General features: G+C 66.9%; 27 protein-coding genes. 16 read left to right on the top strand and 11 right to left on the bottom strand.

From position 1 onward, the window contains the following. The first annotated feature begins 196 nt into the window (after positions 1 to 196). Positions 197 to 2,053, top strand: a complete 1,857-nt coding sequence (locus OG817_RS22415) for a sialidase family protein (RefSeq protein ID WP_406046624.1) — start codon at positions 197 to 199, stop codon at positions 2,051 to 2,053. Between the two features lie 229 nt (positions 2,054 to 2,282). Here OG817_RS22415 and OG817_RS22410 read toward each other — a convergent pair whose 3' ends face one another. The 3 genes from OG817_RS22410 to OG817_RS22400 all read right to left on the bottom strand — a co-directional run bounded on the left by OG817_RS22410 (position 2,283) and on the right by OG817_RS22400 (position 6,141). Next, positions 2,283 to 4,025, bottom strand: a complete 1,743-nt coding sequence (locus OG817_RS22410; RefSeq protein WP_406046623.1) for a caspase domain-containing protein — start codon at positions 4,023 to 4,025, stop codon at positions 2,283 to 2,285. A 533-nt stretch (positions 4,026 to 4,558) separates the two neighbouring features. Next, entirely contained in the window at positions 4,559 to 4,969 is a 411-nt protein-coding gene (locus OG817_RS22405; RefSeq protein ID WP_406046622.1) for an SgcJ/EcaC family oxidoreductase, read from the bottom strand. A gap of 209 nt (positions 4,970 to 5,178) precedes the next feature. Then, a complete protein-coding gene (locus tag OG817_RS22400) occupies positions 5,179 to 6,141 on the bottom strand; it encodes a sigma-70 family RNA polymerase sigma factor (RefSeq protein WP_406046621.1) in 963 nt (320 codons plus the stop codon). Positions 6,142 to 6,410: 269 nt separating this feature from the next. Here OG817_RS22400 and OG817_RS22395 point away from each other — a divergent pair, with 269 nt between their 5' ends. From OG817_RS22395 to OG817_RS22370, 6 genes are all read left to right on the top strand, one after another. Further along, positions 6,411 to 6,815, top strand: coding sequence for a hypothetical protein (locus OG817_RS22395; RefSeq protein WP_406046620.1), 405 nt, complete (start codon positions 6,411 to 6,413; stop codon positions 6,813 to 6,815). Positions 6,816 to 7,027: 212 nt separating this feature from the next. After that, the gene (locus OG817_RS22390; RefSeq protein ID WP_406046619.1) at positions 7,028 to 7,165 is read left to right on the top strand and encodes a hypothetical protein; all 138 of its coding nucleotides are present in this window, start codon (positions 7,028 to 7,030) and stop codon (positions 7,163 to 7,165) included. Between the two features lie 252 nt (positions 7,166 to 7,417). After that, entirely contained in the window at positions 7,418 to 7,828 is a 411-nt protein-coding gene (locus tag OG817_RS22385; RefSeq protein ID WP_406046618.1) for a PRC-barrel domain-containing protein, read from the top strand. A 237-nt stretch (positions 7,829 to 8,065) separates the two neighbouring features. Continuing rightward, the gene (locus OG817_RS22380; protein WP_406046617.1) at positions 8,066 to 8,416 is read left to right on the top strand and encodes a VOC family protein; all 351 of its coding nucleotides are present in this window, start codon (positions 8,066 to 8,068) and stop codon (positions 8,414 to 8,416) included. Positions 8,417 to 9,393: 977 nt separating this feature from the next. Beyond that, positions 9,394 to 10,671, top strand: a complete 1,278-nt coding sequence (locus tag OG817_RS22375; protein WP_406046616.1) for an adenylate/guanylate cyclase domain-containing protein — start codon at positions 9,394 to 9,396, stop codon at positions 10,669 to 10,671. 240 nt (positions 10,672 to 10,911) lie between these two features. Continuing rightward, on the top strand, positions 10,912 to 11,091 hold the full coding sequence (locus tag OG817_RS22370) for a zinc-ribbon domain-containing protein (protein WP_406046615.1): 180 nt from the start codon (positions 10,912 to 10,914) through the stop codon (positions 11,089 to 11,091). Positions 11,092 to 11,500: 409 nt separating this feature from the next. Here the strand turns inward: OG817_RS22370 and OG817_RS22365 are convergent, their stop codons facing one another. Next, complete coding sequence (locus OG817_RS22365; protein WP_406046614.1) at positions 11,501 to 12,091, bottom strand: dihydrofolate reductase family protein; 591 nt, start codon at positions 12,089 to 12,091, stop codon at positions 11,501 to 11,503. A gap of 47 nt (positions 12,092 to 12,138) precedes the next feature. Here OG817_RS22365 and OG817_RS22360 point away from each other — a divergent pair, with 47 nt between their 5' ends. The 3 genes from OG817_RS22360 (at position 12,139) to OG817_RS22350 (ending at position 15,021) form a co-directional block, all read left to right on the top strand. Then, the gene (locus OG817_RS22360) at positions 12,139 to 13,089 is read left to right on the top strand and encodes an alpha/beta fold hydrolase (protein WP_406046613.1); all 951 of its coding nucleotides are present in this window, start codon (positions 12,139 to 12,141) and stop codon (positions 13,087 to 13,089) included. Between the two features lie 776 nt (positions 13,090 to 13,865). Then, positions 13,866 to 14,525 (top strand): hypothetical protein, encoded by a 660-nt coding sequence (locus tag OG817_RS22355; RefSeq protein WP_406046612.1) that lies wholly within the window; start codon positions 13,866 to 13,868, stop codon positions 14,523 to 14,525. 10 nt (positions 14,526 to 14,535) lie between these two features. After that, positions 14,536 to 15,021: a tyrosine-type recombinase/integrase gene (locus tag OG817_RS22350; RefSeq protein ID WP_406046611.1), complete on the top strand. Its 486-nt coding sequence runs from the start codon at positions 14,536 to 14,538 to the stop codon at positions 15,019 to 15,021. 776 nt (positions 15,022 to 15,797) lie between these two features. Here OG817_RS22350 and OG817_RS22345 read toward each other — a convergent pair. Further along, positions 15,798 to 16,001, bottom strand: a complete 204-nt coding sequence (locus OG817_RS22345; RefSeq protein ID WP_406046610.1) for a hypothetical protein — start codon at positions 15,999 to 16,001, stop codon at positions 15,798 to 15,800. Positions 16,002 to 16,050: 49 nt separating this feature from the next. On the opposite strand from OG817_RS22345, the gene OG817_RS22340 reads away from it, so the two are divergent. The 3 genes from OG817_RS22340 to OG817_RS22330 all read left to right on the top strand — a co-directional run bounded on the left by OG817_RS22340 (position 16,051) and on the right by OG817_RS22330 (position 19,390). Further along, entirely contained in the window at positions 16,051 to 17,229 is a 1,179-nt protein-coding gene (locus tag OG817_RS22340; RefSeq protein WP_406046609.1) for a tyrosine-type recombinase/integrase, read from the top strand. Positions 17,230 to 17,862: 633 nt separating this feature from the next. After that, complete coding sequence (locus tag OG817_RS22335) at positions 17,863 to 18,207, top strand: MerR family transcriptional regulator (RefSeq protein WP_406046608.1); 345 nt, start codon at positions 17,863 to 17,865, stop codon at positions 18,205 to 18,207. Positions 18,208 to 18,673: 466 nt separating this feature from the next. Then, positions 18,674 to 19,390 (top strand): transposase, encoded by a 717-nt coding sequence (locus tag OG817_RS22330; protein WP_406046607.1) that lies wholly within the window; start codon positions 18,674 to 18,676, stop codon positions 19,388 to 19,390. A gap of 140 nt (positions 19,391 to 19,530) precedes the next feature. Here the strand turns inward: OG817_RS22330 and OG817_RS22325 are convergent, their stop codons facing one another. From OG817_RS22325 to OG817_RS22305, 5 genes are all read right to left on the bottom strand, one after another. Further along, a complete protein-coding gene (locus OG817_RS22325) occupies positions 19,531 to 19,659 on the bottom strand; it encodes a hypothetical protein (protein WP_406046606.1) in 129 nt (42 codons plus the stop codon). A gap of 97 nt (positions 19,660 to 19,756) precedes the next feature. Next, the gene (locus OG817_RS22320; RefSeq protein WP_406046605.1) at positions 19,757 to 20,188 is read right to left on the bottom strand and encodes an SRPBCC domain-containing protein; all 432 of its coding nucleotides are present in this window, start codon (positions 20,186 to 20,188) and stop codon (positions 19,757 to 19,759) included. Positions 20,189 to 20,277: 89 nt separating this feature from the next. Then, positions 20,278 to 20,592: an ArsR/SmtB family transcription factor gene (locus OG817_RS22315; RefSeq protein ID WP_406046604.1), complete on the bottom strand. Its 315-nt coding sequence runs from the start codon at positions 20,590 to 20,592 to the stop codon at positions 20,278 to 20,280. Next, positions 20,589 to 21,062: an SRPBCC domain-containing protein gene (locus OG817_RS22310; protein ID WP_406046603.1), complete on the bottom strand. Its 474-nt coding sequence runs from the start codon at positions 21,060 to 21,062 to the stop codon at positions 20,589 to 20,591. Before OG817_RS22310 ends, OG817_RS22315 begins: the two co-directional genes overlap by 4 nt. Then, a complete protein-coding gene (locus OG817_RS22305; protein ID WP_406046602.1) occupies positions 20,983 to 22,305 on the bottom strand; it encodes an MFS transporter in 1,323 nt (440 codons plus the stop codon). The genes OG817_RS22310 and OG817_RS22305 overlap by 80 nt, the downstream gene beginning before the upstream one ends. A gap of 265 nt (positions 22,306 to 22,570) precedes the next feature. Between OG817_RS22305 and OG817_RS22300 the strand changes: the two genes are divergently transcribed. Continuing rightward, positions 22,571 to 22,714: a hypothetical protein gene (locus OG817_RS22300; protein ID WP_406046601.1), complete on the top strand. Its 144-nt coding sequence runs from the start codon at positions 22,571 to 22,573 to the stop codon at positions 22,712 to 22,714. A gap of 18 nt (positions 22,715 to 22,732) precedes the next feature. After that, entirely contained in the window at positions 22,733 to 23,098 is a 366-nt protein-coding gene (locus OG817_RS22295) for a hypothetical protein (protein ID WP_406046600.1), read from the top strand. A gap of 174 nt (positions 23,099 to 23,272) precedes the next feature. Here the strand turns inward: OG817_RS22295 and OG817_RS22290 are convergent, their stop codons facing one another. Beyond that, positions 23,273 to 24,421 carry an IS630 family transposase gene (locus OG817_RS22290; RefSeq protein ID WP_406057481.1) on the bottom strand — a complete coding sequence of 383 codons (1,149 nt, stop codon included), beginning with the start codon at positions 24,419 to 24,421 and terminating at the stop codon, positions 23,273 to 23,275. A gap of 108 nt (positions 24,422 to 24,529) precedes the next feature. Here OG817_RS22290 and OG817_RS22285 point away from each other — a divergent pair, with 108 nt between their 5' ends. Further along, a complete protein-coding gene (locus OG817_RS22285; RefSeq protein WP_406046599.1) occupies positions 24,530 to 24,874 on the top strand; it encodes a hypothetical protein in 345 nt (114 codons plus the stop codon). Positions 24,875 to 25,631: the final 757 nt, after the last annotated feature.

Below are 25,631 nucleotides of genomic sequence, written 5' to 3'. Positions count from 1 at the left end.
CCGATGACAGGAGGTGACCGCGCGGAACGCTGGCTGGCCGTGCCGGGCGTCTTCTGCTGCTCAGCGCCTTCTGGAGTGGCTCAGCTCCTTGCTTGGGCGCCGCGAGCGCACAAAACTGAGAGGTTGCGACCACCTGGCCGGTGCTCGGGGCAGCCGGGCGCGCCGCGCAGAACGATCCATCTAGCTAAGGAGCGTCATGCGCAGAATCAACGTCGCCGCGACGGTCGCCGCGGCAGTCGCCGCACTACTTCTCCCGACGCCGGCCCAGGCCGCGCCAATCACCCCCGGCGGGTCGACGGAAGTCACTGTCGGCAGCAATGACCAGCTGTTCTCGCAGAACAAGCAGAACGAGCCGGGTCTGGCTGTGAACCCGGTCAACCCCGCGATCCTCGCGGCGGGAGCCAATGACAACATCGACATGGAGGCGTGTAACGCCGGCGATGACCGCACGTGTCCGTTCACCCCGGGCGTGGGCGTGTCCGGCATCCAGTTCTCGACCGACTCCGGCCGCACGTGGTCGCAACCGACGTACACCGGCTTCTCGGCGCGCGTCACACCGTCCTGCCTCGGTGCACCCGACGTCGCGCCTGGCCAACCCCCGGCCGGCGACACCGGCTGCGTGCCAGATCCCAACGGCCCGATCGGCACGCTGCCCAACTACGACACCAACGGCATGGTCTCCAATGGCGACCCGGAGCTGGTCTTCGGTCCGGTTCCCGACGCCGCAGGGAACTTCTCATGGGCCAACGGGCAGAGGCTGTACTACGCGAACATCGCCACCAACTTCCCGGGCAATCCCGGCTTTGCCGGCGACGCAGCCATCGCGGTGTCCCGCACCGACGACCTGGCCGGCGCCATCGCCGGTGACAACGACGCCTGGATGGACCCGGTGGTCGTGACCAAGCAGAACCAGGCTCTCTTCAGCGACAAGGAACAGGTCTGGGCCGACAACGCCGAGAGCAGCCCCCACTTCGGCAACGCCTACGTCTGCAACGTCGGATTCCGCGGGAACGGCGGAGCCGAACCGGTGCTGTTCGCTCGTTCCACCGACGGCGGCGACACCTGGACCTCGCGCCAGCTGTCCGCGGCGACCAACAACAACCAGACCGGCGGACGGCAGGGCTGTGCCATCCGAACCGACAGCCAAGGCGTGGTCTACGTGGTGTGGATCGGCACCGACATCCGCACGCGTGAGGGCGTCTTCTTCCAGGCCCGGTCCTTCGACGGTGGCCGGACTTTCGAGCGACCCAGGGCCGTGGTCTCGGGGCTTGGCGGAATCGGGCAGTTCGACCCCGCGCAGGGCCGGTTCACCATCGACGGCATCGCGGGCGCGCGGACCAACACCTTCCCGTCGTTCGACATCGCCAATGGTGCGCCGACGGGTGAGGACGCCACCGACCAGATCCTGCTCACTTGGTCCGACGACAGTCAGGGAACCAACCTCGAGAAGGCGTTCCTGGTGAGCTCGACCAACGGGGGCGGCACCTACTCGGCGAAGACGGTAGTGAGCCAGGGCAGCGACCGAGCCAACTTCCCGGCGGTCGCAATCTCGCCCGACGGCACCGACGCGTGGCTGGTTTACAACGCCTGGCTCGACCCGTGGCGCGCCGACACGACCTCCGCGCGCCGGGTGCTGGGCGTGGTCCGGCACGCCGACATCGCCGGCACGGGCCACACCGTCGGCGCGTTCACGACAGTGTTGCGTGGCGCAGTAGGCGACGGGCGCGCGTCCAGCGCCAACAGCCTGACCTCGGAGTTCCTCGGCGACTACAACTACGCCGTCGCCACGCGGGACTACGGCTCCGGCGTCTGGAACGACATGCGCAACGGAGCTGTCTGCCCCGCCATCAACGCCTACCGTCAGGCGTTTGTCGAGGACGTCCTGGCCGGCACCACTGAACCCATTGTGGGAGACGAGAAGGAGGACCCAGCGGCGGCAGCCGAACTGCCGGCCACGCACTCTACGGACCTACGCCCGGGACCCAACAACGACTGCCCGGCGACCTTCGGCAACTCCGACATCTTCGGCGGAACCTTCAGCGACGACTCCTGAACCCGTACGAGCCGCAGCCACAACAACCCGACGGCCGCCCAGATGGGCGGCCGCCGGCAGTAGCCCCGCGCTCCATGTGACCTCGGACGAAGTGGCGGACGAACGTGCGGTGGCGCAACCGTCGCGCATAGGACGAGCCATTCGCCGGCAGGGCTGGCTGCGCTTCCTCTGGTTTGGCGTGTGGCTCGCACCTCCACGACGATCACCAGCAGCGCATGAGCGCCACTCCTCAGCCGCTGGCCATCTGAACGTCGCATCCGTCGAACTCGGCGAGATAGACCTTGGAGCTGCCGTGGGGGTCGAGTCGTAGCGGGCCGTCTGCGGGCTGCGCGGTGCCGAAGTCAAGGTTGCGTCCGTCCGTGGCGTCGCGCAGCTCGAAGTCGCAACGACCGTAACTGTTGAAGTCGACGACCTTGACGACGGCTTTGTGGCCGGCTGGCACTGTGAACGCCTCGGTGTCACCGGTCCCGGCCTTCTGTGCGAAGGGAAGGGCGATCTGACCGACGCCTCCGGAATGGGTCGCGAGGCAACTGGGATCGTTGGTGCTCACCCTGAACGTGCCGGTGTCCGCTATCTGGTAGGTCCGGGTCTCGAAGACTTGGGGGAAGGCTTTCTGGTCGCCGCTGTCGACGTTCGCGAGTGTGAACGTGCAGCCGTTCTCGACGGTGTTGGTGCCGCGGATGCTGAGCCGCCACGGGGAAGCCTCGGTGAACTCCCCGTCCGCCGCCCCATCTTGTCCGGGCGACCTGTTGACATCCAGCAGGAGTGCGGCCACGGCTCCGGCTGCGAGGATCGCACCGGCCACGGACAGGTACACCAAGCGCCGCGGCCAGGACCGTACGGACCGGTCCTTGCCGGTCGGCTCCGGCTCCGCCTCGGGCTCCGGCTCCGCCTCGGGCTCGGGCTGAGGCTGCGGCATTTGCTGGCGGCGCGGGGCCGCATCGGCGGCGCTCAGCGCTGCTGTCGCCGCGGCGGCCACAGAGCGGCTGTCGTCGTCAGCCAGACGCTCGAGGGTCATCCTGGCCGCCAACGCCAACCCGGCGTTCCTGCCCTGCAGCAGCCCGACGAGCTCCTGGATCGCGCCGATCCGCACCGTGGCCAGCGGATGGTCGATCAGCTCGCGAAGCTCGGCAGGCAGCGGTGCCGGGACGGTGACCGGACGACTGCGGCGGGCGAGGTACAGCTCACCCTGCATCTCCACGTCGCGGCTGGGGGTCTGGTGAGGATTGCGTTCGCGGACCCGGTCGAAGACGTAGTCGTACAGCTCGTTCAGCGACACCCAGCCGTCCTGGTCGAGGTCGGCGTCCCCGGTGGCCAGACCGTCCACCAAGGCAGCGGTGAACACCGAGGGAGTGCTGTGGTCGTCGGCGAGCCTGTCACCTTCGAACGCGTACTCCGTCGCGCTGGAAGCCGTGATCACCGCTCGGCCACGGCCACCGCCCAGCCTCCCACCGGAGAAGCTGTCCAGCACGTTGGCGTCGCCTGCGGCGCGCACGGTCACGCCCCGGCCGAAAGCGCCGCCGTAGCAACAGTCCAGAAGCAGCACGATGCTGCGCGATCTGCTCATCCGCAGGCATCGCTGCACGAAGTCGGCGGACACAGCGGTGGAGCCCAACCGGTTCGGGAGGGTGTTGCTCGCCGCGAAGAACAACTCCCCTGAGTCGCTCTTGAGGCCGTGGCACGAGAAGTGCAGCAGCAACACGTCTTCGGGCCGGCTGTCCGCGAACAGATCCTCGATCCGCCCCTGGATGACGTGGGCCGACTCGTTGCTGACGACCTGCACGTCGAAGCCACCGATCCCGGGGTCACCGAGCACGCCGGCCAGAGCCTGCGCGTCCGCCGCCGGCGCGCGAAGCCGCCCGAGCCCCTCGTGCTCGTAGACGTCGTTAGCGACGATCAGCGCCTTGCGTCGCCCAGCCATCCAGCCGCCCTCCCCGGCGCGGAATGCCCGCTCACCCTCAGTGTCGGTCACGATCCACCGGCCGGCCAACCTTTTCGCGACCGCCTTGTCGCCACGTGCCGCCGACCAGGAGGTGAGCGATGTAGATTTCGCGGGCTTTGGTCGCGACAGTCACCTCGTCGGTGAACTCGCTGAACCACCAAGCCCACGACCGTCTCCAGAGCGTCGACAACATCCCAGATAACAACACACAGTGACCATCGCTACGCGTCGTGTGCCGTGGGTGGGCTACATCATGGACATGTCTATTAATGTTCAAGGGAGCATAGGTTCGATCAATATCACGCTGAGGCTCATGGTGAGACGGTTCAACGTGCGCAACGGCTCGGCTACCTCCCACAGCACGTCGCGGTGAAATCTCGGTGCTGCTGGCAACCGTCTCTGCCTGCCGGTTGATGACCTTCTCGTCGGCGCCGGCGAGAAGCTGTTCGGGCCGACGGATTTGCTCGTACTGCTGGCGGAGGAGCTTCTGGACCAGGCACGTCGCCGCCACCGGCACTCTGATCCGGGCGCCGGTGGCGGCGAGCTCTCTTACAGGGAAGGGGTCATTGCCCAGGCGCCAGCACCGAGCTGTTGTGGTAGGCGGCGATCAGCCACTGGCCGTCCCGCTTCTCGAAAACCCAGGTCGCGTTCACCTTGCCGGTGTCCGGAACCTCGGTCTGGCCGGGGAACAGGATGCCGGATTCGCTGATGACGATCGCTGCGTCCCTGCCGACGAAGCGGAAGCTGAGCTGCTTGTTGGAGGTCGAGCTGCCCTTGAGTGGCCCCGCGAAGGCCAGAGCCATGTTCTCGCGGATTACGTCTCGGCTGTCGCGGAGCGAGCCGGTCATGATGGCGGTCGCGTCGGTGGTGTAGTTCGCGACCATGCCGGCGGCGTCGCCAGCCTCCCATGCCTTGTAGGAGTCAACCAGTACGGCCTGGATGGCGGCCTCGTCGGCCGGACGACTGTGTGACATCGGGTTCTCCCTTGTGATCGGTTCGCTCGGGGTATTCCGGCGAACTCGGGAATACATACCGTCGTCGGGCTCGGAACTCATCGCGTCCGCACAGAAAGTTGGTGAGGCGTACTGATCCACGGTTCCCGTGGCGCCTGCCTGCGCCCGTGCCGGCCTACAAGCTCAGCCACACTCCAGGCGGGGCGCCGACGCCCGCCGTTGACAAGTCCCTAGTCGTCGAGTCTGGCCGCCAGACCGAAGGTTGCGAAGACCTCGGAATCTTGGAACACCGAGTTCCGACTGATGCCGGCGGCGGTGACCGTGAAGATCTGGAGCGTGTGCAGCTCGTAACCGCCACCGACGCGCTGGTATGCGGCGAAACCGGGCTGGCCGTTGGCGGCGACGATCTTCAGCTGCCAGTCCGTTCCGGCCTTCGCGAAGACCCATTCCATGAACAGGCCGTAGTTGGCGGGGCCGGTGAACCAGTTGAGCATCGGCGGCATCTCCATGAGCACGTCCTCGGTGAGCAGCCGCTTGAGCCCCTCGATGTCTGCGTTCATGAATGCTTTCATGTAGCGCTCGACCCAGGCTCGCTGCTCGGCCTCGAGTGGCTCGCTGACATTTTCGTGCTGGATCCCGATCTCCTTCAGCCGGGTACGGGCCCGCTGGAGGGAACTGTTCACCGACACGACGGTGGTGCCGAGGATCTCCGCCGCCTCGGCGGCGGAGAAGCTGAGCACGTCACGCAGGATCAGCGCACCGCGCTGACGCGCCGACAGGTGCTGCAGGGCGGCGGCGAACGCCAGACGCAGACTGCCGCGGTCGATCACGGCCCCGGCCGGATCACCGCCGGTCAGCAAGGAGTCCGGCAACGGCTGAAGCCAGGGCACGTTGTCTCCGAGGACCAGCGGCGCGAGCGGCTCCGACTCGGCCACCAACCCCGACGGCAATGGCCGACGGCCATGGCCCTTCAACGCGGTCAGGCAGGCGTTCGTCGCGATCCGGTAGAGCCAGGTCCGTAGGGAACTACGGGACTCGTCGTACTGCTCCCGCGCCCGCCATGCCCTCAGGTACGTGTCCTGCACCAAGTCCTCAGCGTCGTGAACAGTGCCGAGCATCCGGTAGCAGTACGCCAGCAACTCCGAACGGAACGGTTCGACCAGCCGATCGAAGCCCTCTACGTTCGTCGTCACGTCCACGCCCTTCTCTGCTCCGATCAAGATCACCATGCTCGAGCGACTGTAGCCGTGAGTACCGACAGCGCTTGTGGTGGTAGCGGAGTACGCGCCGGCCGGGCCTCCGGCTACCGCCCGCCGTTGAGGAGCCGTCGAGGACGACGGACACGGTCCGCAGCTGGTAGCGGACGAAGTCGTCGCGGGGCCCGAGGACGAGTGAAGTGGCGGCGAGCGCGTCCCACCAGAACATGATGTCGAGTGCTGGCGTAGGCGGGCAGACTGAAGGTATGCGGTACGTCGAGTTGCGCCGCCACACCGAGAACGACGGTGATCGCCTGACGCCGAGGGGCGTGGCGGATGCCGAGGCGATCGGTGGCCGGCTGCGGCCGCCGTATGCGGCGTTCGTCTCGACCGGAGCGGTTCGTTGCACCGAGGTGCTGGAGATCCTGCGGGCCGCGGCCGATCAGGACGGCGTCCCGATCGTGGAGGCAGTCGGCCTGCGGTCCATGGTCGAGGACCGGTGGCGCGACGCTGTCAAGGCTGCGGGCAAGGGTGCGGATGTCGAGGCTGTCCGTGATGTCGATCCGGATCTGGTCGAGCGGGAGTCGTCGCTGCTACCACCTTTGGGCAAGGGCCAAGGAGTCCTGTTGATCGAGGACAGCGGGACCTTCCGGCTCGAGCCACTCGCCTGAGCATCGCCAGCGACCGGTCGGTCCCGCTGAGTCACCTTCACCGAGCCGGGGGGTGGGCTTCGAGGTGAAGGCGACCATATTCAGCGTAAGACTGTCCCGCGCTCAGGCGACCAGACGCCGGATAACGATTGCACAGCCAGCCGCGGGACCTCACGCTGCCGAATTTCCTATGGCTTCACCGACCCAGTAGGTCACCGCGTGGCGGGTCAGGCGTGGTCGCCGTCGAGCAGTTCATGGAGTTGCGCGATCGCTTTGATGATGTCGTCGTAGTCATTCTGGGCGGCGCGGGATTCGGCGCTGGTGAGGCCGCAGCGGTGCACGCGACGGAAGTCGCCGTACGGGACTTGTAGTGGCCTTTGCGTGCTCGTCCCGCTCGTCCCGCTCGTCCCGAACGGTCTGCAACTTCCCGATCGCCCGCGATCCGACACGTCTGCGCCCGCGGATCGTCGTACGGCAGGGTCCGGCCGACGACCTTCGCGGCCGCCCGGCGGCGCTTGATTTGGGTGCCGACACTGCGGGTACCGGGGGCTGGCCGCCGGCCGGTTCCTCGCTCGCACCGTGTGACCGGTTGGTGGCATCGGACAATCCGTTGAGGAGGGGCCATGAACGACACTTCCGGTAGTCTCGTCCGCCTGGACGACACGGCGTTGGCCCTGGCCGAGACGGCCGAGGACCTTCGCGGCCGGACCGTTGTCGACCGCAACGGTGACGAGGTCGGTGACGTCGACGGTCTGATCGTCGACGAGGAGGAACGGCGAGCCCGATTCCTCGAGGTCGGTTCCGGCGGGTTCCTCGGCCTGGGTGAGAGGAGACAGCTCGTACCGGTCGACGCGATCACGCGGATCGATGACGACAAGGTCCATATCTCCGCCGAACGCACCCACGTGGCCGGTGGCCCGGTCTACGACCCCGAGATGGTGCCTGAGACCCGGTACTACGAAGACCTCTACGGCTACTACGGCTTCTCGCCGTTCTGGACCCCCGGCTACATGGATCCAGGCTTCCGACGCTGACAACAGCCGCATCGCGCATGGACGCACAGGGTTGCGAAGTTCGAGCCGGCCAGGATCAGGACGCAACCGAGCAGTTGGAGCGGCGTCGGCCGCTCGCCAAGGACCAAGCGCGAGGGCGCCGACCGGAGTGAGCATGAGGAGTACGGGGAGCGGCGGCAAGGCCAGGGGGCACCGATAGAAACTGGCGGTCCCCGGGCTGGCGCCGGCCAGGTCGCACTCTGCCGGCCTTGACCTCAAGTGTGGTGGGAACCACTTGCTCGGTCCTGGGCAGAAGTGTTGCGTTGGCGCATCCTCTCCGAACGCCCACGCGAGGTGGTCATCGGCCCGGAGGAGTCAGCGCCCATCGGCATCTGCTTCATGCCGGTCGAAGAAGGCAAAACGGTCAAGAACCGCCCCCACCTCGATCTGACGTGTGATCCCGAGGATCGAGACGAGGAGATCGACCGCATCCTGAGCCTCGGCGGCCGCCGTGTCGACATCGGCCAGTCCGGAGGCGAATCGTGGACTGTGCTCGCGGACCCCGAGGGAAACGAGTTCTGCGAGTGCGGCCTAAGCAGACACTCGTGTCCTGACCAATTCGGCAGCTGAAGCGGCCTCCGCGATCTCCTGAGGTTTGGGCGGCATCGCGCTGTCGTTGCTTCCGGCAACTGACTCCGTAGTCGGTCAGTCGTGGAGTCTGTCCGGTCTGTGCAGTGCGTAACGACGCCCCCGGTGAGAGATACCCGACAGAGAGGATGTCGTCATGACACGCTCCGTTTCGCCACTGCTGGCCGCGGGAATCGTCGCCGGGCCGCTGTTCGTCGGCGGGACGGTTGAGTCGGCGAGGCCCTTGCACACGTGGGGCTTGCACTTCCGGCGGCACCGGCGGCATCCGGCTGGGTTGTTGCGGGGCAGCGTGTACCTTCGTGCTCGTCGCATTGGTGTGGCCGGGTCGTTCGGTGCTCGATGTCTTTTTTGCGGCCTCGGCAGTGGATGCGGCAGCGGCGCAGCTCGGAGTAGAAGGTGGGGCTGGGCCTGCCAGGTTGCGGGCGGCAGCGGACGGTTGGCGTCATGAGGGATGTCATGACGCCGAACCGCTGCTGACTGCCGTCAGGCGCAAAAGCCTGTGACCTGCGGCTTTGTGGAGTAGGGCGGGCGGGACTCGCACCCGCGACGCAGGGATTATGAGTCCGACGGCCGTTGCCACAGAGACCTACTTCAGGCTCCGGGAGTTCGTGTCTCGACCCGATCTGACCACTCTGCCAACGCTGTTTGACTCCACTTGGCCCCACGAGTGGCCCCACGCTGGCCATTGATTCCCCCGCCGAACTGCGGTGCTGAGTGGCGGTATTGAGCTGGCCCGCGGACCGATGGACGCGCGCCGCGATGACCTGGGTTTTGCAGCCATCATGGGGCCCAGCAGCGCGTCACCTCAGGAGCATGTCACCCAGGTCAAACGACCCCGCGTGGGAGAAGGCGAGCGGACGCCATGCCGGGGCTGAAAGGGCGGCGCGCCGCGCTCGCGTCGGCGCCGAAGGGCCTGTTCGGAGGATGTCGCCAGGGGATTGCGCGCATACGATCTTCAGGTGACCGGGTCCTGGCTCCAGGCTCGCGGCCGCGGGCGTGGCCCGGGGCGGGCTGTCGTCCGCTGGTTGGAGCGGCTGGCCGATGTCGGCGCTCGGCCGGAGGACACCCACGACGAGCGGCTCCGACAGGGCACGCTCATTTTCTCGTCGCTGCTGATCACGGCGATCTCCACGATCTGGGTGACCACGTACCTCGCCTACGGCGACCCGGTCTCGGCGGCGATCCCAGGCTTCTACCAGGTGATCACCGTCATCGGGCTGGCCGTCCTGGCCCGGACGCGGCGTTTCGCCACGTTCCGCACCACGCAGCTGCTGGCGTTCCTGGTGCTGCCAGCTTTGCTGCAGGTCTCGCTCGGCGGCTTCGTGGCGTCGAGCGCGATGATCCTCTGGGCGGTGTTCACACCGCTGGCGGCGCTCGCGTTGCTCGGTATCCGGCGCTCCGTGCCGTGGCTGGTGGCGTTCTTCGTCGAGTTGGCCGCGCTCGCCCTGGTCGATTCCCGACTCGCACAATCCCCGTCGGCGCTGCCACCCGGATTCGTGGTCACGTTCCTGGTGCTGAACATCGCGGGCGTCATGGTGAGCGCGTACGTGATGCTCAGCTACTTCGTCGAGCAGCGGGAGCGAGCCCATCGGGACCTCCGGGCCGAGCGGGAGCGTTCGGAGCGGCTCCTGCTCAACGTGCTCCCGGAGCCGATCGCCGAGCGCCTCAAGTCAGAGCCAGGGGTGATCGCGGAACACTACGACGCGGTCAGCGTGCTCTTCGCCGACATCGTCGGCTTCACGGCGCGATCGGCGGTGATGGCGGCGACGGACGTCGTGAAGCTGCTGGACCAGGTGTTCTCCGCGTTCGACCGGATCGCCGACGCCGAGGGGGTCGAGAAGATCAAGACGATCGGTGACGCGTACATGCTGGTCGGCGGCCTACCGAAGCCGCGGCCGGACCACCTCGCAGCGGTCGCCCGTACTGCGCTCGCGCTGCGCGACGAGGTCGCCCGGATCGCAGCCCTGCCCGGGCAGGACTGGCTCGCGGTCCGGATAGGAATCGACTCCGGACCGGTGGTGGCCGGCGTGATCGGTCGGCGCAAGTTCATCTACGACCTCTGGGGCGACACCGTGAACACCGCGAGCCGGATGGAGTCCCACGGCCCACCCGGCGAGATCCAGGTCACGGGACGGGTGGCCGCCGCCCTCGGCCCGGAGTTCGCCGTACGTCCGCGCGGCACCATCGAGGTCAAGGGAAAGGGCCCGATGCAGACCTTCCTCCTCGACCGGCCCTAGCGCCCGCAGACGGCACAGCACTCATGGAGCGGGGGTGGGCAACTATCGGCAACAGGGTGAAAGGCACGGGCTGCCCGGGTTGTCGCGGGAGGTGGCGACACCTGCACCCGGAGGACTCGGCCCGACAACGTTGGGAGAACGAGCAAGCCAGCTGCGCTGTTAGGAAAGGCTCTGCGAGCCGACGCAAGCAGTCAGTGCCTGAACCAGGGTCGCTCGCTCGGTGACCTACATCCGCAGCTGGTGGGGGAGTGGGATGTGCAAAACTCGCTGAGCCCATTCGATTACAGGCAACGCTCCGGCGAGGTGGTCATCTGGCGTTGCGCAGTCGGCCACCGTTGGCCAGCGTTGGTTTCCAACCGGACGAACGGTTCTGGGTGTCCGGGTTGTCAGGGAAAGCTGTCGTTCCTGCTCGACTGTTGAACTGCCCGCGACCCGTGTCGACGGCGGTTCGAACCTTCGGCCAACGGATTAAAAGGCTGCGTGATGCCCTAGCAACGAGCCTCTCTAGGCGGAAGTCCGGGTTCGAAGGGATTCTGTCCCCGCCAGTCGACTCTGTTTGACGCGATTTCGCACCACGTTTGATCCCACGCCGGCGGTCCAGTTGCGACGAATATCGTTACGCTAGCGGGTCATGCAGGATTCGTCTCTCCAGGGTTCAAGGCGGCGCGGGCGCGGCGTTCGCCGTGCTGCCCTCACGGGCCGCCGTGGGGGGACCGTCCACGGACGGCCGCCGCAGCCGGTGGAGGCACAGCACTCATCGAAGGCCTCAGGGCTTCGTCGCCGAACCCTAGTCCTCTCTCCGGAAGGGAGCCGCTGGGCTCAGTGTTGACTATCGCCTGGGCCGGTACTTCAGGCGTGTCACTGCCGGCCCCGAGGCCACGTCGACAGGATTGAAGTCCAGGGCACCAATACCGTCCAGCGGCCGTTCGCCGCCGCCCACCGTTACCGGCGCGACGTGCAGCACCAGTTCCTCCAGCAGCCCGGCCCTGAGATATTGCCGCACGGTGCTAGCGCCACCGGCGATCTGCACGTCGCCGGCATCGGCCGTCTTGCGCGCCTGTTCCAGTGCGGCCTGAATGCCGTCGGTGACGAAGTGAAACGTCGTGCCGCCCTTCATCGGCAATGGCTCGCGCTTGTAGTGACTGAGTACGTACACCGGGGCGTGATACGGCGGCTCATCACCCCACCACCCGCGCCAGTACAGGTCCCACTCACCCCTGTCCGGGCCGAACATGTTCCGCCCCATCACGAACGCTCCCGTCGGGTTCGGGGTGCCGGTGAAGGGAGACGTGTCCAGCTCGGAGCCATGCCATGCCATCGTCCGCATCCCGCCCTCACCCATCGGATTCTCCAGGCGCTGCCCAGAGGCCGCCATGCGCCCGTCAAGGGACACGGTGACGTCGCACCTCACGATCCGCATTTCTGCTCCCATCCTCGACGATTCCGGCCGCGAGCGTTCCAGGTGGCATGACTGCTCGGCAACACGCACTGCACGCATCACGCGTAGCCATCCACGTGCCACTACGCCAGGGCTGCGCGGTGCCGAGCAGTCACGGTTCCGTCATGCCACCAGGATTCCGAAGAAGCTCGTCGCGGAATACGCTTCATCTCGTCAGCGAGGAGGTGGTAGCGGTGCGAGAGGCTTGGGAGACTATGACCGCCGGGCCACCGGATGCATCGTCATCGGTGCTGCTATTGCCGGGTGGGGCGATGGCGGCTCGGTCGTTCCGCCTCGTCATGGACGAGCCGGCTCTGTCAGGGGTCCGTTCGGTGGCCACGACGCTGCCGGGCATGGCCGGCGCGCCCCTCGCTGAGGACGTGTCCATCCCCGCACTCGCTCGTCGCGCTGGCGAACTCGCGAGGGAGCATCATTGCGACGTGGTCGTGGGTTTCTCCCACGGTGCCACGGTGGCCTTGGAGATGGCGCTGTCTGGGCTCTTCGATGGCCCGGTCGTCCTTCTCGGCATCAGCCCGACCACCGCGGATGAAGCCCGGTTCTTCCGCGGCGTCGTGCGGGCATCGGAGAAGGTCGGCGTGTGGCCGATGGCGATCCTGCTTCGACTCATGCCGCTCATTGCCAGGTCCGCCAAGAGCACCAAGGTCCACAAGCAGGAACTGCTCGAGGACATCAAGCTGAACACTGCCCGCGATGCGGTCCGCGTCTGCAGCGAGTACCTCGACTACATCGCCGCAGACCGCGACCCCGCCGCCGAACTGGCCGCCTCCGGTCACTCGGCGTGGGTAGTCCACGCCGAGAAGCGCGGCGACGGTGGCCTCACCGACGACGAGCGCGCCACGCTCAAGGGCGCACCCAACGTCACGCTGGTGACCATTCCTGGCTCGGTCTTCCTGCTACCGGATGAGGTCCCACAGCAGATCGCCGCGGTGATCGCCACCGCTGTGGCGCATGCGTCGTAACCGCGGCCGAGGGCACGACAACGCCGAGGCTCGCGCGACCAGCGCGGTCGACCCCTGGCAACCGCGTCCAACCCCGCCACCGACAAGGCTCGCGAGACCTGAACGCCAGCCGAGCGGCACAGACCCTCATCAGCAGGAGAAGGTCATTAATCGCTTCAGCAGACCGAGTCTTTGCGGTTCGTGCCGGACCTAGGCCTTGGCGCGGCCATTGGGGCTCAATCGACCAGCGGAACGGGCAGCCTCGGCCGCGGCCCACCAATCCAACAATCCAGAGAGGACATCCGCCACACACGCAACTGCCTTCTCACATGCACGTCTCGTCATACCGGTTCGTCGGCCTGCACCGAGCGCGTAGTCAGTCACTCCACGGTGACCAGAAGAACAGAACGCCCGAGGCGAGGCCAACGATGGTGAAGATGAATGCTGACCCCAGCAAGAACAGACCGGCGAACTCGACGTGGGGACGACCGGGCAGCTTCACCGCCGCTGCCGTCGATCCGGCCCGGTCAGCCGCCCCTCCCGGCCGCTGGCCCTGGTCGGCCGCCTGAGCCTCTGCCGCGGCGACCAGCCACACCCGTCGCGCATCGCTCCGTCTGCCTCCCGCCTGAAAGGCCGGCGGTGGGAGATCTCCGGACTGACCGAGCTGGTGATGGCGCCGCCGTGGCTGTACTGGTCAGTTAACTGCACTAACTGGTCGTCCGAGTTGGCCGGGTGGGTGGGTTTTCGTGATGATCTGCGGCGTGGTTACTGGGGAGCTTCGTTCGTACGGTGAGGTGATGGAGGGGCGTGTCGCTCTTCCGCGGGTTGGTGCCGCTTCGGCTGGTGGCCTGGCGTCGTTGCCGTGGCTGGTGGTGGATGCGGCTGGCCGCGAGGTCGAGCCGGTGAGTCGGTATCTGCGGGATCTCGCGTTGGGTGATGCCAGCCCGGCGACGGGGCGCAGCTATGCGCACGATCTGCTGCGGTGGTTCCGGCTGTTGTGGCTGGTCGACGTGGGGTGGGAGCGGGCGACGGAGGCTGAGGCGGCCGCGTTGGTTGGTTGGCTGCGGTCCGCGCCGAACCCGCAGCGCAAGCGGGCCGGTGCTGGCGTGGTGAATGCCCGCACAGGCAAGCCGACCTTGGCGGCTGGGTATGCGCCGTCGACGATCGCGCACGCGCTGACGGTGGTGCACGGGTTCTATGAGTATCACCGGCACTTCGGCCGTGGACCGGGCGTCAATCCGGTCCCGCAGAACCCGGATCGCCGGACGAGCTGGCACACCGTTCACCGCTGGAGCCCTCGGTGCCGGTCCGGCGGGGCCGGCTGCGCCCCAAGGTCAGGTCCCGGGTCCCGCGGGCGATCCCGGACAGGCTGTGGGACGAGCTGTTCGCTCAGCTGCGGTGTGTTCGCGACCCGCCCTGCTGGCGTGTTTCGTGTCGTCCGGGGCGCGAGCGGCTGAGCTACTCGGGTTGGGTTTGGAAGACGTCGACTGGTCAGCGGGCAAGGTCTGGGTGATCAGCAAGGGCACCCGGCAGCACGAGCCGGTGCCGGTGTCACCGGAGGCCTTGGCCTATCTGGCGGCCTACCTCGATGAGGCGGGTCTCCCGGCACCGGGGCAACCGTTGTGGCGCACCAGGCGCGGGCAGCCACGCCCATTGACGTACTGGGCGCTGCGACAGGTCATGGCGCGGGCGAATGATGCCCTGGGCATCAACTGGACACTGCACGACCTGCGGCACCCCGCAGCCACGCGGATGGCGCGGGATCCGGAACTGACGCTGGTTGAGGTACAGACGATCTTGCGGCACGCGCATGTGACGACCACGGCGCAGTACACGGTGGTGGCCCTGGAGGATCTCATGGACAAGCTGGCCGAGCACTACCGGCGGCCGAAGCTGGAGCCTCGGTGGACGCCCGGTTACGCCGCTGGCGATGTCGAGGCGGTGTTCGGATGAGCACGTCGGCCGGGGAACCGAAGTACAGCTCCCGGGGTGGCTGGGCCACCACGGCGCGAGTCGTTCGCCACGACCCGAGCGTCATGGTCGACATCCCGGCGGCGAAGCTGCAGCCGACACCACCGCCGGTCCTGAGGAACCCGCCGCGGCCGGCTGGTGATCTGTCGGTCGCGACGGCGGAGGAGATCCTGGCAGTTGCTGAGCCTTTGTGGGCGCACACCAAGCCCATCAGGTTGCACCTGCGAACCGGTATACCGGCTCTGCTGTCGGAGCTCGAGACGGCGCCCGGGAACAGCTGGCAGCAACGCTGGGAGGCCCGCGGCCTCAACGACGGCACCGTCGTTCCAGCCGACCTGGTGACCGGGAAGAAGCCGCGTGGTCACATGACGACCAGCGCGCGGATCCTGTTCTGCCTGCGGGTTGTGCGCCCGAGCCTCAGAGCGCTCCGGGCCGGGAGGTATCCGAACTACGCCGAGCACCTGCGCCTGGCCACCCGCGATCCGCTGCTGGACAAGTTCTTCGACCACGTCCGCGACTCCGCTGCCCGGGACTTCATGCAGCGGGCCGCGCTAAGCGACGTCGCCCAGGCCCTCACCGTGTTCGGCATCAACCTGAGCGATCTGACCCCAGGGGTTCTACTGCACTATGCACTGACCGCCCGGGCGCAGGGCGTGGACGGCGGGCCGGCGGTGAAGCACGACGCCGTCGCGGCCTGGCAGCTGCTGCGCTCGATGGGCGTCTTCCCGCTCTCGTCGCCGCACACGCTGCGAGCGGCATTACTGCAGGGCCAGCTGACCATCGAACAGCTCGTCGACCGAGACCGGCCGACCACACCCGGCATCCGCGAGGTGTTCATCGAATACCTGCGCCGGCGCGCGGTCGGCCTGGACTACAACACGGTCAGCCAGCTGGCCCACCTGCTCACCCAGCCGTTCTGGAGCAACGTCGAGAAGGTCAACCCCGGCCAGGCCGATCTGCACCTGTCGGAGGAGACCTACCAGCAGTGGAAGCAGTGTCACGACCCGGTGGTTGTACTACCGCGACCTGCTGGCCGCGACCGAGGCTGTCGGACTGGGAAAGCACTTCACCCACGACGGCACCCGGTGGCAGCGCACCGCCAGCGAGAACGACTGCCGCTACGCCAAACGCGGCGAGGCCTACCGGCTCCGCGCCCTGAACCGCGACACCGGCGAGCTGGTCCAGGTCACGCTCGAAGAAGAGGGCGCGTTCTTCGACTGGGCCGTCGTGGAGATCCTGCGGCACGCCGGACTGAGGATCGAGGAGCTGCTCGAGCTGACCCACCTCAGCGTCCGCAACTACCAACGCACCAACGGCGAGGGGATCGCGCTGCTGGTCGTCGCGCCCTCGAAGGCCGACCGCGAACGGGTGATTCCGATGTCGGCCGAGCTGTTCCACCCGATCGCCCAAGTCATCAAACGCCACCGCAGCCAACACAGCACTGTTCCGCTCGCGCACAGCTACGACCCCTACGAGCGGATCTGGAAAGCCTCACTGCCCTACCTGTTCCAGCGCATCAACGGCCTGCACCGCTCCGCAGTCACGCCCACAACGATCCGCCGCCGGCTTCTGGAACGCTGCACCGACCTGGCGAAGATCCACCCGGAGTTCGAAGGCATCACCTTCGCCCCGCACGACTTCCGCCGGCTGTTCGCCACCGAACTGGTCAACTCCGGGCTCCCTATCCACATCGGCGCCGCTCTGCTCGGCCACCTCAGCATCGAAACCACCCGCGGTTACGTCGCCGTCTTCGACGAGGTTGTCGTGCGCCACTACCAGCAGTTCCTCGAGCGCCGCCGCGAACAGCGGCCACAGGAGGAATACCGCGAGCCCACCACTGGCGAGTGGACCGAGTTCGAGGAGCATTTCGACAAGCGCAAGGTCGAACTCGGCTCCTGCGGCCGGCCGTACGGCACACCATGCGCCCACGAGCACGCCTGCATCCGCTGCCCGATGCTCACCCTCAACCCGAAGATGCTCCCGCGCCTGGACGAGTTGGAAGCCGACCTGGTCCAGCGCCGTGACCAAGCCGCGGCCAACGGCTGGAAGGGCGAGATCGAGGGTATCGACCTCACCCTCACCTTCCTCCGCGGCAAACGCACCCAGGCCCGCCGCGCAGTCAACCTCGGCATGCCCACCATCCCAACCCATGACCTCACCGCACAGCCAGGCACGCCACCTGGCTCCTAGCAGCAGCTCGAACCTCTCCCGCGACACCCTCAATATCTGTGGTGATGGGATTAGACATTCACCGGCGACGTGTGTAGTGTTCCTCGTGTTGACAGAGAAGAACAGCGAAGCTGACGTGGACAGCTACCGTCCTGTCCAAGAGTGTGATTGCGAAGTACGTACGACGGCGGATTCCGCCGGGCCGATCAGTGAAGGGGCTCGGGTTTCCCGCCAGGATCCGGTCAGAGTCACTGCGAGCCAGTGGTCGGAAAGGGCTCCAGGCTTGACGGATGGAAGTAGCTGTTGCAGTTCGCAGTTGTAGTCAGCGGTTGAAGTCGCAGTTCCGTACCAGCAGTAGCAGTTGCTGTTTGTAGTTGAGGTAGCAGTAAGTAGCAGTAGTTGTTGTTCGAGAGAGAAGGGAAGGGATTACACCGTCGGATCGCCCGCCAGTGCCAGTACTTCGCCGGGCGGGTGCCGTAGCTCCATCAGATGGGAAGGTGGTCTTCGGTTACGCATTCAGCGATCCCCGCAATGACAGCCTTCACGTGGCGCGCTGCGGACATGCAAGACCGGCCTCACGGCTGGTAGATGGTGGCAATCCACAACCCCTGGGCCCCGGTGCTTCGGCACCGGGGCCTTCGGCATGGAGGTTCGATGACCCCAGACCTGCACACGGAGACCCCGATGAGTTCAACCCCGGCCGGGCCGGCCAACTTCGACGACGATGACTATCCCGCCTTCACGATGGGCAGGGCCGCGGAAATGCTGGGCACCACGCCAGGGTTCCTACGGAGCCTGGACGAGGCAAAGCTGATCGCCCCGCAACGTTCTGAGGGCGGCCACCGTCGCTACTCCCGCTACCAGCTCCGCCTGGCAGCCCGCGCGCGTGAACTCGTCGACCAAGGCACCGCCCTCGAGGCCGCCTGTCGGATCATCATCTTGGAAGACCAACTCGCCGAAGCTCTGCGTATCAATGAAGAGCGGCGGGAACAGGACTAGCCACCGACGACGCGAGGATCCGCTGGGACTCCGCGGCCCCACGACGAGTGCTCTGCGGAACCCAAACCGCCCCTCGCCCGGGGAGTGAATCCGCGCGATGGACCTCGATCACGACAAGACGATCGCCATCGCCGAAGGCATCCTCATGCTCGGCACCGCATCACCCGCCCAAAACCGCCCAGATGCTGGCCGACCTCGCACAAGCCCACGGCCTTTCGCTGATCGAGGCCGCTGAATGGCTGATCCTCACCCGCACCTGGTGACCTTCGCCGGCGACTCCGCCCGGCCTTGGTCCGCGGCGGTACTCCCCGTTGCCCTGGCGCCGGGGCTGATCAGCACCCCTTAGCCTGGATCCACCGATGCTGAGGCCGGGGTGAGCGGGTCGTAACGCGAGAATGCCCTTACCTGCTGGGAAATTGGACTTGTCTAAGGTCCCAATAGTCCGAGCCGGAAGGGCATCTCTGAGATGCAACTCTCTCATACTCCGCGGGCGATCTCGGCGGTGTTCGACGATCCGAATCTCGTGTCGGCCGCCGGTCTGGTGCCGATCGTTGCGGTGGCTGAGCAGGCTGGACTGCGGTCGCTGGCCGATGAGCATCTGAGTGTGCCCACCGACAAGGGCGCCAACGCGGGGTTGAAGGTGGCCTCGCTGGTCGCGGGGATGGTGGCCGGCGCGGACAGCATTGACGACCTGGGCCTGTTGCGGCACGGCGGCATGGGCAAGGTCTTCGAGCGTGCGTATGCGCCTTCGACACTGGGCTCGTTCCTGCGTGCGTTCACCTTCGGCCACGTCCGCCAGCTCGACGCGGTCGCGTCCCGGTTCCTCACTGGCCTCGCCGACCAGACCCACCGCGGCCACGCGATCATCGAACAGGTCAACGCCGACCTGAAGAGCTCCGCCCTGGCCCACCTACCCTCAGGCACCTTCTGGGCCAACGCCGCCTGGCTGGTGCTCGCCGTCATCGCGTTCAACCTCACCCGCGCCGCAGCCACCCTGGCCGGCGACACCCTGTCGAAAGCCACCACCCCCACAATCCGACGCACCCTGATCACCGTCCCAGCCAGGATCGCGTCAACTGCGCGACGGCTCATCCTGCATCTGCCCACCACCTGGCCATGGGACTCAGCCTGGACCGAGCTATTCACCCGAGTCTGCGGACCACCACGCCCAACAACCACCTGACCACCCAGCCGATCGGCGCAACCCAGACCCAGCGTGGAACACCCCGGCAGCGAGGCCGGCGACCACCCATGCCCACGCCACGATCACAAGCTCAAACCGAGAACGCACCCTCAAGCCTCAGCCCATCGGTGGATCGGGGCTTACCCGGGATGGCCGGCGCCGCCGACCAGGCGCTCCGCGAACTCCAAGCCGACCAGCTCGAGCACAATGCCGCGGCCGCCGGCGACGCACTCGAAGGTGCAGCAGGTGAACCGCGGCTGTACTTCCAACGAACTAAGCCTCCGGACCTCCCGGGGCGGTTCAAACGGGGTGGAGCCGGACGGGAGCCTCACCCTGCCCATTGACAGGCTCACGCTCCATATCAGATCAGGACCAGTTGTCGATCAAGGTGTCGTGAGGCGTCGGCGATCCGGTGCCGGTCTCGAGGTACTGCTTGAGGCTAACCATGAACACGCCCCACTTCGTGCTGCAGTGGTGCATGAACTCGGCCGGCTCAGCCCAGCCCTCGTGCTTGAACAGGACGACGGTCCAGTCGTCGTCTCGCCGGATGTCGAAGGTGATGCGGGTCCCGATCCACTCCTCAAAACCCTCCGTCACCTGCCAGCTGACGCGTTCGGGCCGACGCTCTACCACTGTGGACTTGATGCCGGCGCCGAAGTCCAGCGTGCCGCCAACAGCGTCGTCGCCGCTCGTATCGCCGATCCACCAGGACGCGATTCCGGCGCGGGTCGCGACCGCGTCGAACACGGTCTGGGGGGCAATGCCCTCCACTGCGATGCGGTGCAAGATGTCAACCACTGTCTGTTCCTTCCTAGAGGTGCTTCTTTCCGAACGGCTGCGCGGTCAGGTGATGGGCCGGCGTCGAGGCCGACCGCGCAGGAATGGGGTCATAGGTCTTCGGCGATCTCCTTGATGGCTGCGAGGCGGGTCTCCCAGGCCGTGCCGATGGCATCGAGTCGGCGCGCCGCAGTACTGAGTTCCGATCCGACGACCTGGTATCTCACCTCGCGCCCGACTGGGATCGGCTTGACGAGGCCGACGTCCTGGAGGACAGCGAGGTGCTTGGCGATTGCCTGGCGGCTGATCGGGAGGCGGCTGGCGAGTGCCGACGCGGACGCGTCGTTCTCCCCCAGTGCCTGCAGGATGCTCCAGCGGGTCTCGTCCCCGAGCGCGGAGAACACCGGTACCAGCGTCTCGGTCACAGCGAACTGCCCTCGAGCAGGCTGACGAGCTTGTCGAGTTCGTCATCCCACCCCTGGCGGTGGCTCTCGAGACTCCCCGCGGGGTCGGCAGTCATCTCGAATCCCGTCTCCTCCACGGTGAGCAGAGTGCCGTCGGGCGTGGGCTCGAGGGTGAAGGTGAACACCGTGGAGGGCGCATCGTCGACCGTGTCCGGGACGCGCCCGATGTCGTCGTTGCACCACCGGTAGGTGACACTGCGGGAGGGGTGGATCGCCTCGATGCGAATCGGCCTGGCCGGTTCGTCCGGCCATCCGATGGTGCCGTGTGCACCCACGCCCCCACCGATCAGGACGGTTCGTCCGAACCAGCGGGAGATGTGCTCGGGTTCGGTGACCGCGGTCCAGACCTTCTCAGGCGGGGCGGCGATCCGGATCGTGCGTCGAACGGCGAACGTGTCGGGGTCGGCGACCGCTCGTTGGTTGATCGTCATGACAAGTGTCCTTCGGTTGATGGATGGTTTCGACAGCGAGCGGCTCGGGCGCCTCCTGCTCGCTCGTCGGGGCCGCGGCCGGCCGAAGACTGCGGGAGACCACGGCGACCCCGGCGGCGGTCATGGCGATGACTGCTCCGGTGAGGACTGCGGCGGGGAGGCCGGCGAGATCTATCGCGGCACCGCCGGTCAGGGAGCCGCCGGCGATGCCGGCGTAGACCGCCGACACCGGCAGCGAGGACGCCAGCAGGGCCCCGGGTCCGGCGAGTGTCTCAACCCGGTGCTGCATCGCGGGCGTCATACCCATGCAGAGCCCCACGCACAGCACCGTCAGGGCCATCACGACTGGACTTCCACCGAAGAGGTACATCCCCATCAGCGACGCACCCATCCCGATCGTCCCGACGACCAGTGTGCGCGCGGCGTTCGCGTCGGCGAACCGGCCACCGGCGGCAGAGCCGATCATGGACGCCACGCCGTAGAGCAGCAGGAAGGCGGTCACCGCGGCACCGGTGACGCCGGTGACCTCACCCAGATAAGGCACCAGGTAGGTCCACGCCGACTGGACCGCGGTGAAAACCAGGCAGCACAGCGCCAGCACGGCCAGCACCGGAGGGGCGAGCACGTGGCGTAGTTGATGTCTCACCGCCCGGCTCTCTCGCATGGTCGGCACCGACGGGATGACAGCGGTCGAGGCCAGCAGGACCACGAGCCCGGTCACGACGACCGCGCCGAACGAGGTACGCCACCCCAGTGTCTGACCAAGGAGCGTGAACAGGGGCAGCCCAAGGGCGCTCGCCGTTGCAAATCCGGAAATCACCACGGCCATCGCGCGGCCCGTCCGTTCGGGTGGCACCATCGACGTCGCCGTGGTGATCGCGGCGGCGATGAACAGTCCCTGGACCGCGCCGACCAGCACGCGGGAGCCGAGGAACAGCGAGTATTCGTCGATAAGCACTGGCGCCAGGTTGAGCAGTACGAACGCTGCGGTCGCGGCGAGCACCACCGTGCGACGGTCGAACCGCGTGGTCAACAGGGTCAGCAGCGGACCACCGATCATCAAGCCGAGCGCGTTGGCGCTCACGAGTGCACCGGCGGCCGGCACCGAGACAGCGAGTCCCACAGAAATTAGGTCGAGCATCCCGAAGACGAGCTCATCCGAGGTGCCCATCATGAACGCCCCAGCGAACAGCACGCCCAGCGCCGCGGTGGTGCCGGTTGGAGCCTTGGTGGCGATCTTCATGTGACCTCTCTCCGTAAGTGCAATCGTATGGTTGCATATGACATGATTCTTCTGCAACCCCTGACTTGCACTTACATCGGCGCGTCGGGACACACGACGTGCAGTGACATCAGCTCATGGCTGGCTCGTTATGTGTGGGTACGTGGAGTGCGCAGACAGCGCGGAGGACGGCTTTCACAGAGCCGCCAGCTCCAAGGTGGCCCGCTCGCTGTGAGGTTCAGCCTCCAGCAACGCCCGTCGTGGCCACCAGAAGCAAGGCGTCGAGGTGGAGGTGATCCGCGCGATCGACCACGACATCGCGACCGGGGTCTGGTCAGACATGACCGTGCACTCGACGGTCGACGAGTGGCCCGCGATCCAGCAGCAGGTAATGGCTGCCGATATCGTGGTGATCGCCGGACCGATCTAGCTTGGCGACAACAGTTCGGTGACCAAACAGGCAATCGGGCGGCTTACGGGAACTCCTGCCGACGCCGGGTGGATCGGCGAGGCCGGCTTGGGGCCGTCGTATCTGGACGAAGGGTCGGGCGGTCCCGAGAACTACTTCACCAACCGCAACACCACCCTCATGACCTGGAACCTGTTGCACCTGGCAAGGATGCTGAAGGACGCGGGCGTCATCCCGGCCCTCGGCAAGCCATCGCTCGGAGTGGGACGCCGGCTGCCGGTTCGACTTCGAGAACCCGGAGCACCGGTGAAGGCCCCAGGACAGGCAGGGCCCGAGGTCGACGTAGGCACGCGTAATCGGCTAAGGCTCGACCCACCGATGGTTGGGGTGATTTGGCTGGGGTGAGCGTGCCGTAACGCGAGAATGCCCTTGCGTGCTGGGAGATTGGGACTTGCGACAGTTCCGAAGCTCTCAACCCGAAGGGCATCTCTGAGGTGCAACTCTGTCATAAGCCGCGGTCGATGGTGGCGATGTTCGACGATCCGAATCTAGTGGTTGCGCCCGTTAGTTCGTCGGTGGTTACGCGGCAAGCGGTAGTGGCGTGCTGGGGTCGTGGTTGCCGAGGCGTGTGAGTAGGTTGTTGAGGTCGGTGCGGGTGAAGGTCCAGTCGAGGGGGTTGGCGGTGCGGTTGTAGTGGTCCTGGAAGGCCACCAGCCGTTGCGCGACGGCGTTGAGGTCGGTGAAGTTGTCGGGGGTAAGTGCTTTGCGTTGCACGACGGAGAAGTAGATCTCGACCTGGTTCAGCCACGACGCGTGCACGGGCAGGTGGACCATGTGCGCGTTGGGGTAGGCGTCGTTGAGCCGTTGGGCCGCGGCCCAGTTGCGGTGGGAGGCACCGTTGTCGACGACCCAGAACACCCGCCGGGCGCTGGCATAGGGTTCGCTGGACATGACCTGGTCCACCAGTCGGGTGAACGGGACGATGCCTGTAGTGGGCTCGCAACGGCCGATGACGTGGGCGCGGTGCACGTCGTAGGCGGCGAAATAGGCCAGCGTGCCCTTGCGTGTGTACTCCGCTTCTACCCGCATCGGGCGGTGTGCGGCCGGCTCCAGGCTGGGATGTTTGCGGTGTCGGGCCTGGACACCGGGTTTCTCATCCGCGCTCAACACGAAATCGCTGTCGCCGAGCGGCTCACCGTCGAAGGTACGGGCGTAGAGATCGAGCACCCTGGCGGCTTTGGACGCGAAATACGGGTCGCGGGGAAAGATCCAGGATCGGTGCTGCCAGGGCTTGATCGCGTCGGCGGCCAGCCAGCGGCGCACCGTCGAGACCGAGATCTGCTCGACCACACCGCGGGTCACCACCTCACGCGCCAACTCGGGGCAGCTCCACCGGGTCATCGGCATCCCCGCCGTAGTGGGCAGTTCGCAGGCCAAGGCCTTGACCCCGGCAACCACCTCGGCGGTGAACTTGCGCGGCCGCCCGCTTCGCGGCAGATCGAGCAATCCTTCGAGCCCGCCGAGGCAGAATCGCCTGCGCCACTTGCCGGCGGTGTCGGCATCGATCGCGAAGCGGCGCCCGATGGCGGCGTTGGACGCACCGTCGGCAGCGGCCAGCACAATCCGGGCTCGTAGTACCTGCCGATGCTCAGCGCAGGCCCTGCGCGTGATCGCTTCCAGTTCCGACCGCTGCGTAACGGTCAAGCACACGACATACCGACTGCGCATCGACACCGCGTCCCTTGTCCCCTTGCCACTGCGAACAAGGAACTGTGCCCGACGATCTCGGCACGGTCGCGCAGACTCACCGCGTGTGGCCATGGCAGGCTGACAGCCATGGCCACACCGCCGGACTCGACCAAGACCTCACTGCGACAACGGCTGCACACCCACGCAGCCGAACGTTGGCCCCAACTGGCCGGTCTGCACATCCGCCATCGCGGAGCATTCGCCTACGTCGACGGCGAACTGCCCGACGGCACCACAATGCCACTACTCCGACTCCGATACGGCGGCTCCGCCACCACCTGGGGATTCGCCATCTACCAAGCCAGCAACAACACCTACCAGGACTCCATCCTGCCCAGCGGCCTCCCTGCCGGCACCCCAGCCGAGGCCCTCGATTGTGCCTGCGGCCTCTACCTCACCGACCCCACCGCCTGGCAACCACCGACGAACTAACGGGCGCACCCACTAGATGCGGCGGTGTCGTTCCTCCTCGTAATGAGAAGGTCGTCTGGCTGCCCGGCCGTTGTCGACCCGGTGACGAATACACCCTCGTCCTGCTCCTGGATCCGACTGGCAACTACGACAACGACCGGGTGTGTGCCAGCCGCTACTGCATCGGCTGCGGCTACCACCGGTTCGGCAGCGCCGAACTCGAACCCGCCCCCACCCCCACTGTCCGATCGCTCGTCACGACTGCCCTGGGCCGGGGACGGCACGGGGTCAGCCTGACTGACCTCCATCGGGGAGGACACGCAACCAGCTACCAACGCTACGCGCCGCGATCACTGCCTGACACGCGACCGTCAACCGCAAATCCTCCCGGCCAGCTCCCCCGTACACCCCAGAACTACTTGGCCGGCCGGAAGGATCTGCGGCCCGACGCTGGTCCACTCACGCCAGCGCGAGCTGGTTCCCGCTCGAGAAAGGAGCCAGCGACCCCCTCCCAGGTGCCCACGCCCAAACGCATCGAACAGACAAGCGTCTTGAGGGAGGCCGCGGATGACGACCATCTCTGGCAGCACCCAACACGTCCTAAGCGGCCTTGAAGGCCTCAACCAATTCATCTCACTAGACTCGACCCGGGAAGCGGCACACCCGTCGTCCGGCACCGAGGAAGCAAACCAGCGCGCGGCCTCTACCGCGACTACGGCGCCTGGCTTGACCACACCGCGTCCCCTGGCGGCTGTGTCCGCTCGATCCAGCTTCCCGG

The organism is Kribbella sp. NBC_00889, assembly GCF_045207705.1.
Lineage (GTDB): Bacteria > Actinomycetota > Actinomycetes > Propionibacteriales > Kribbellaceae > Kribbella.
This window is presented reverse-complemented; position numbering and strand designations above follow the sequence as displayed.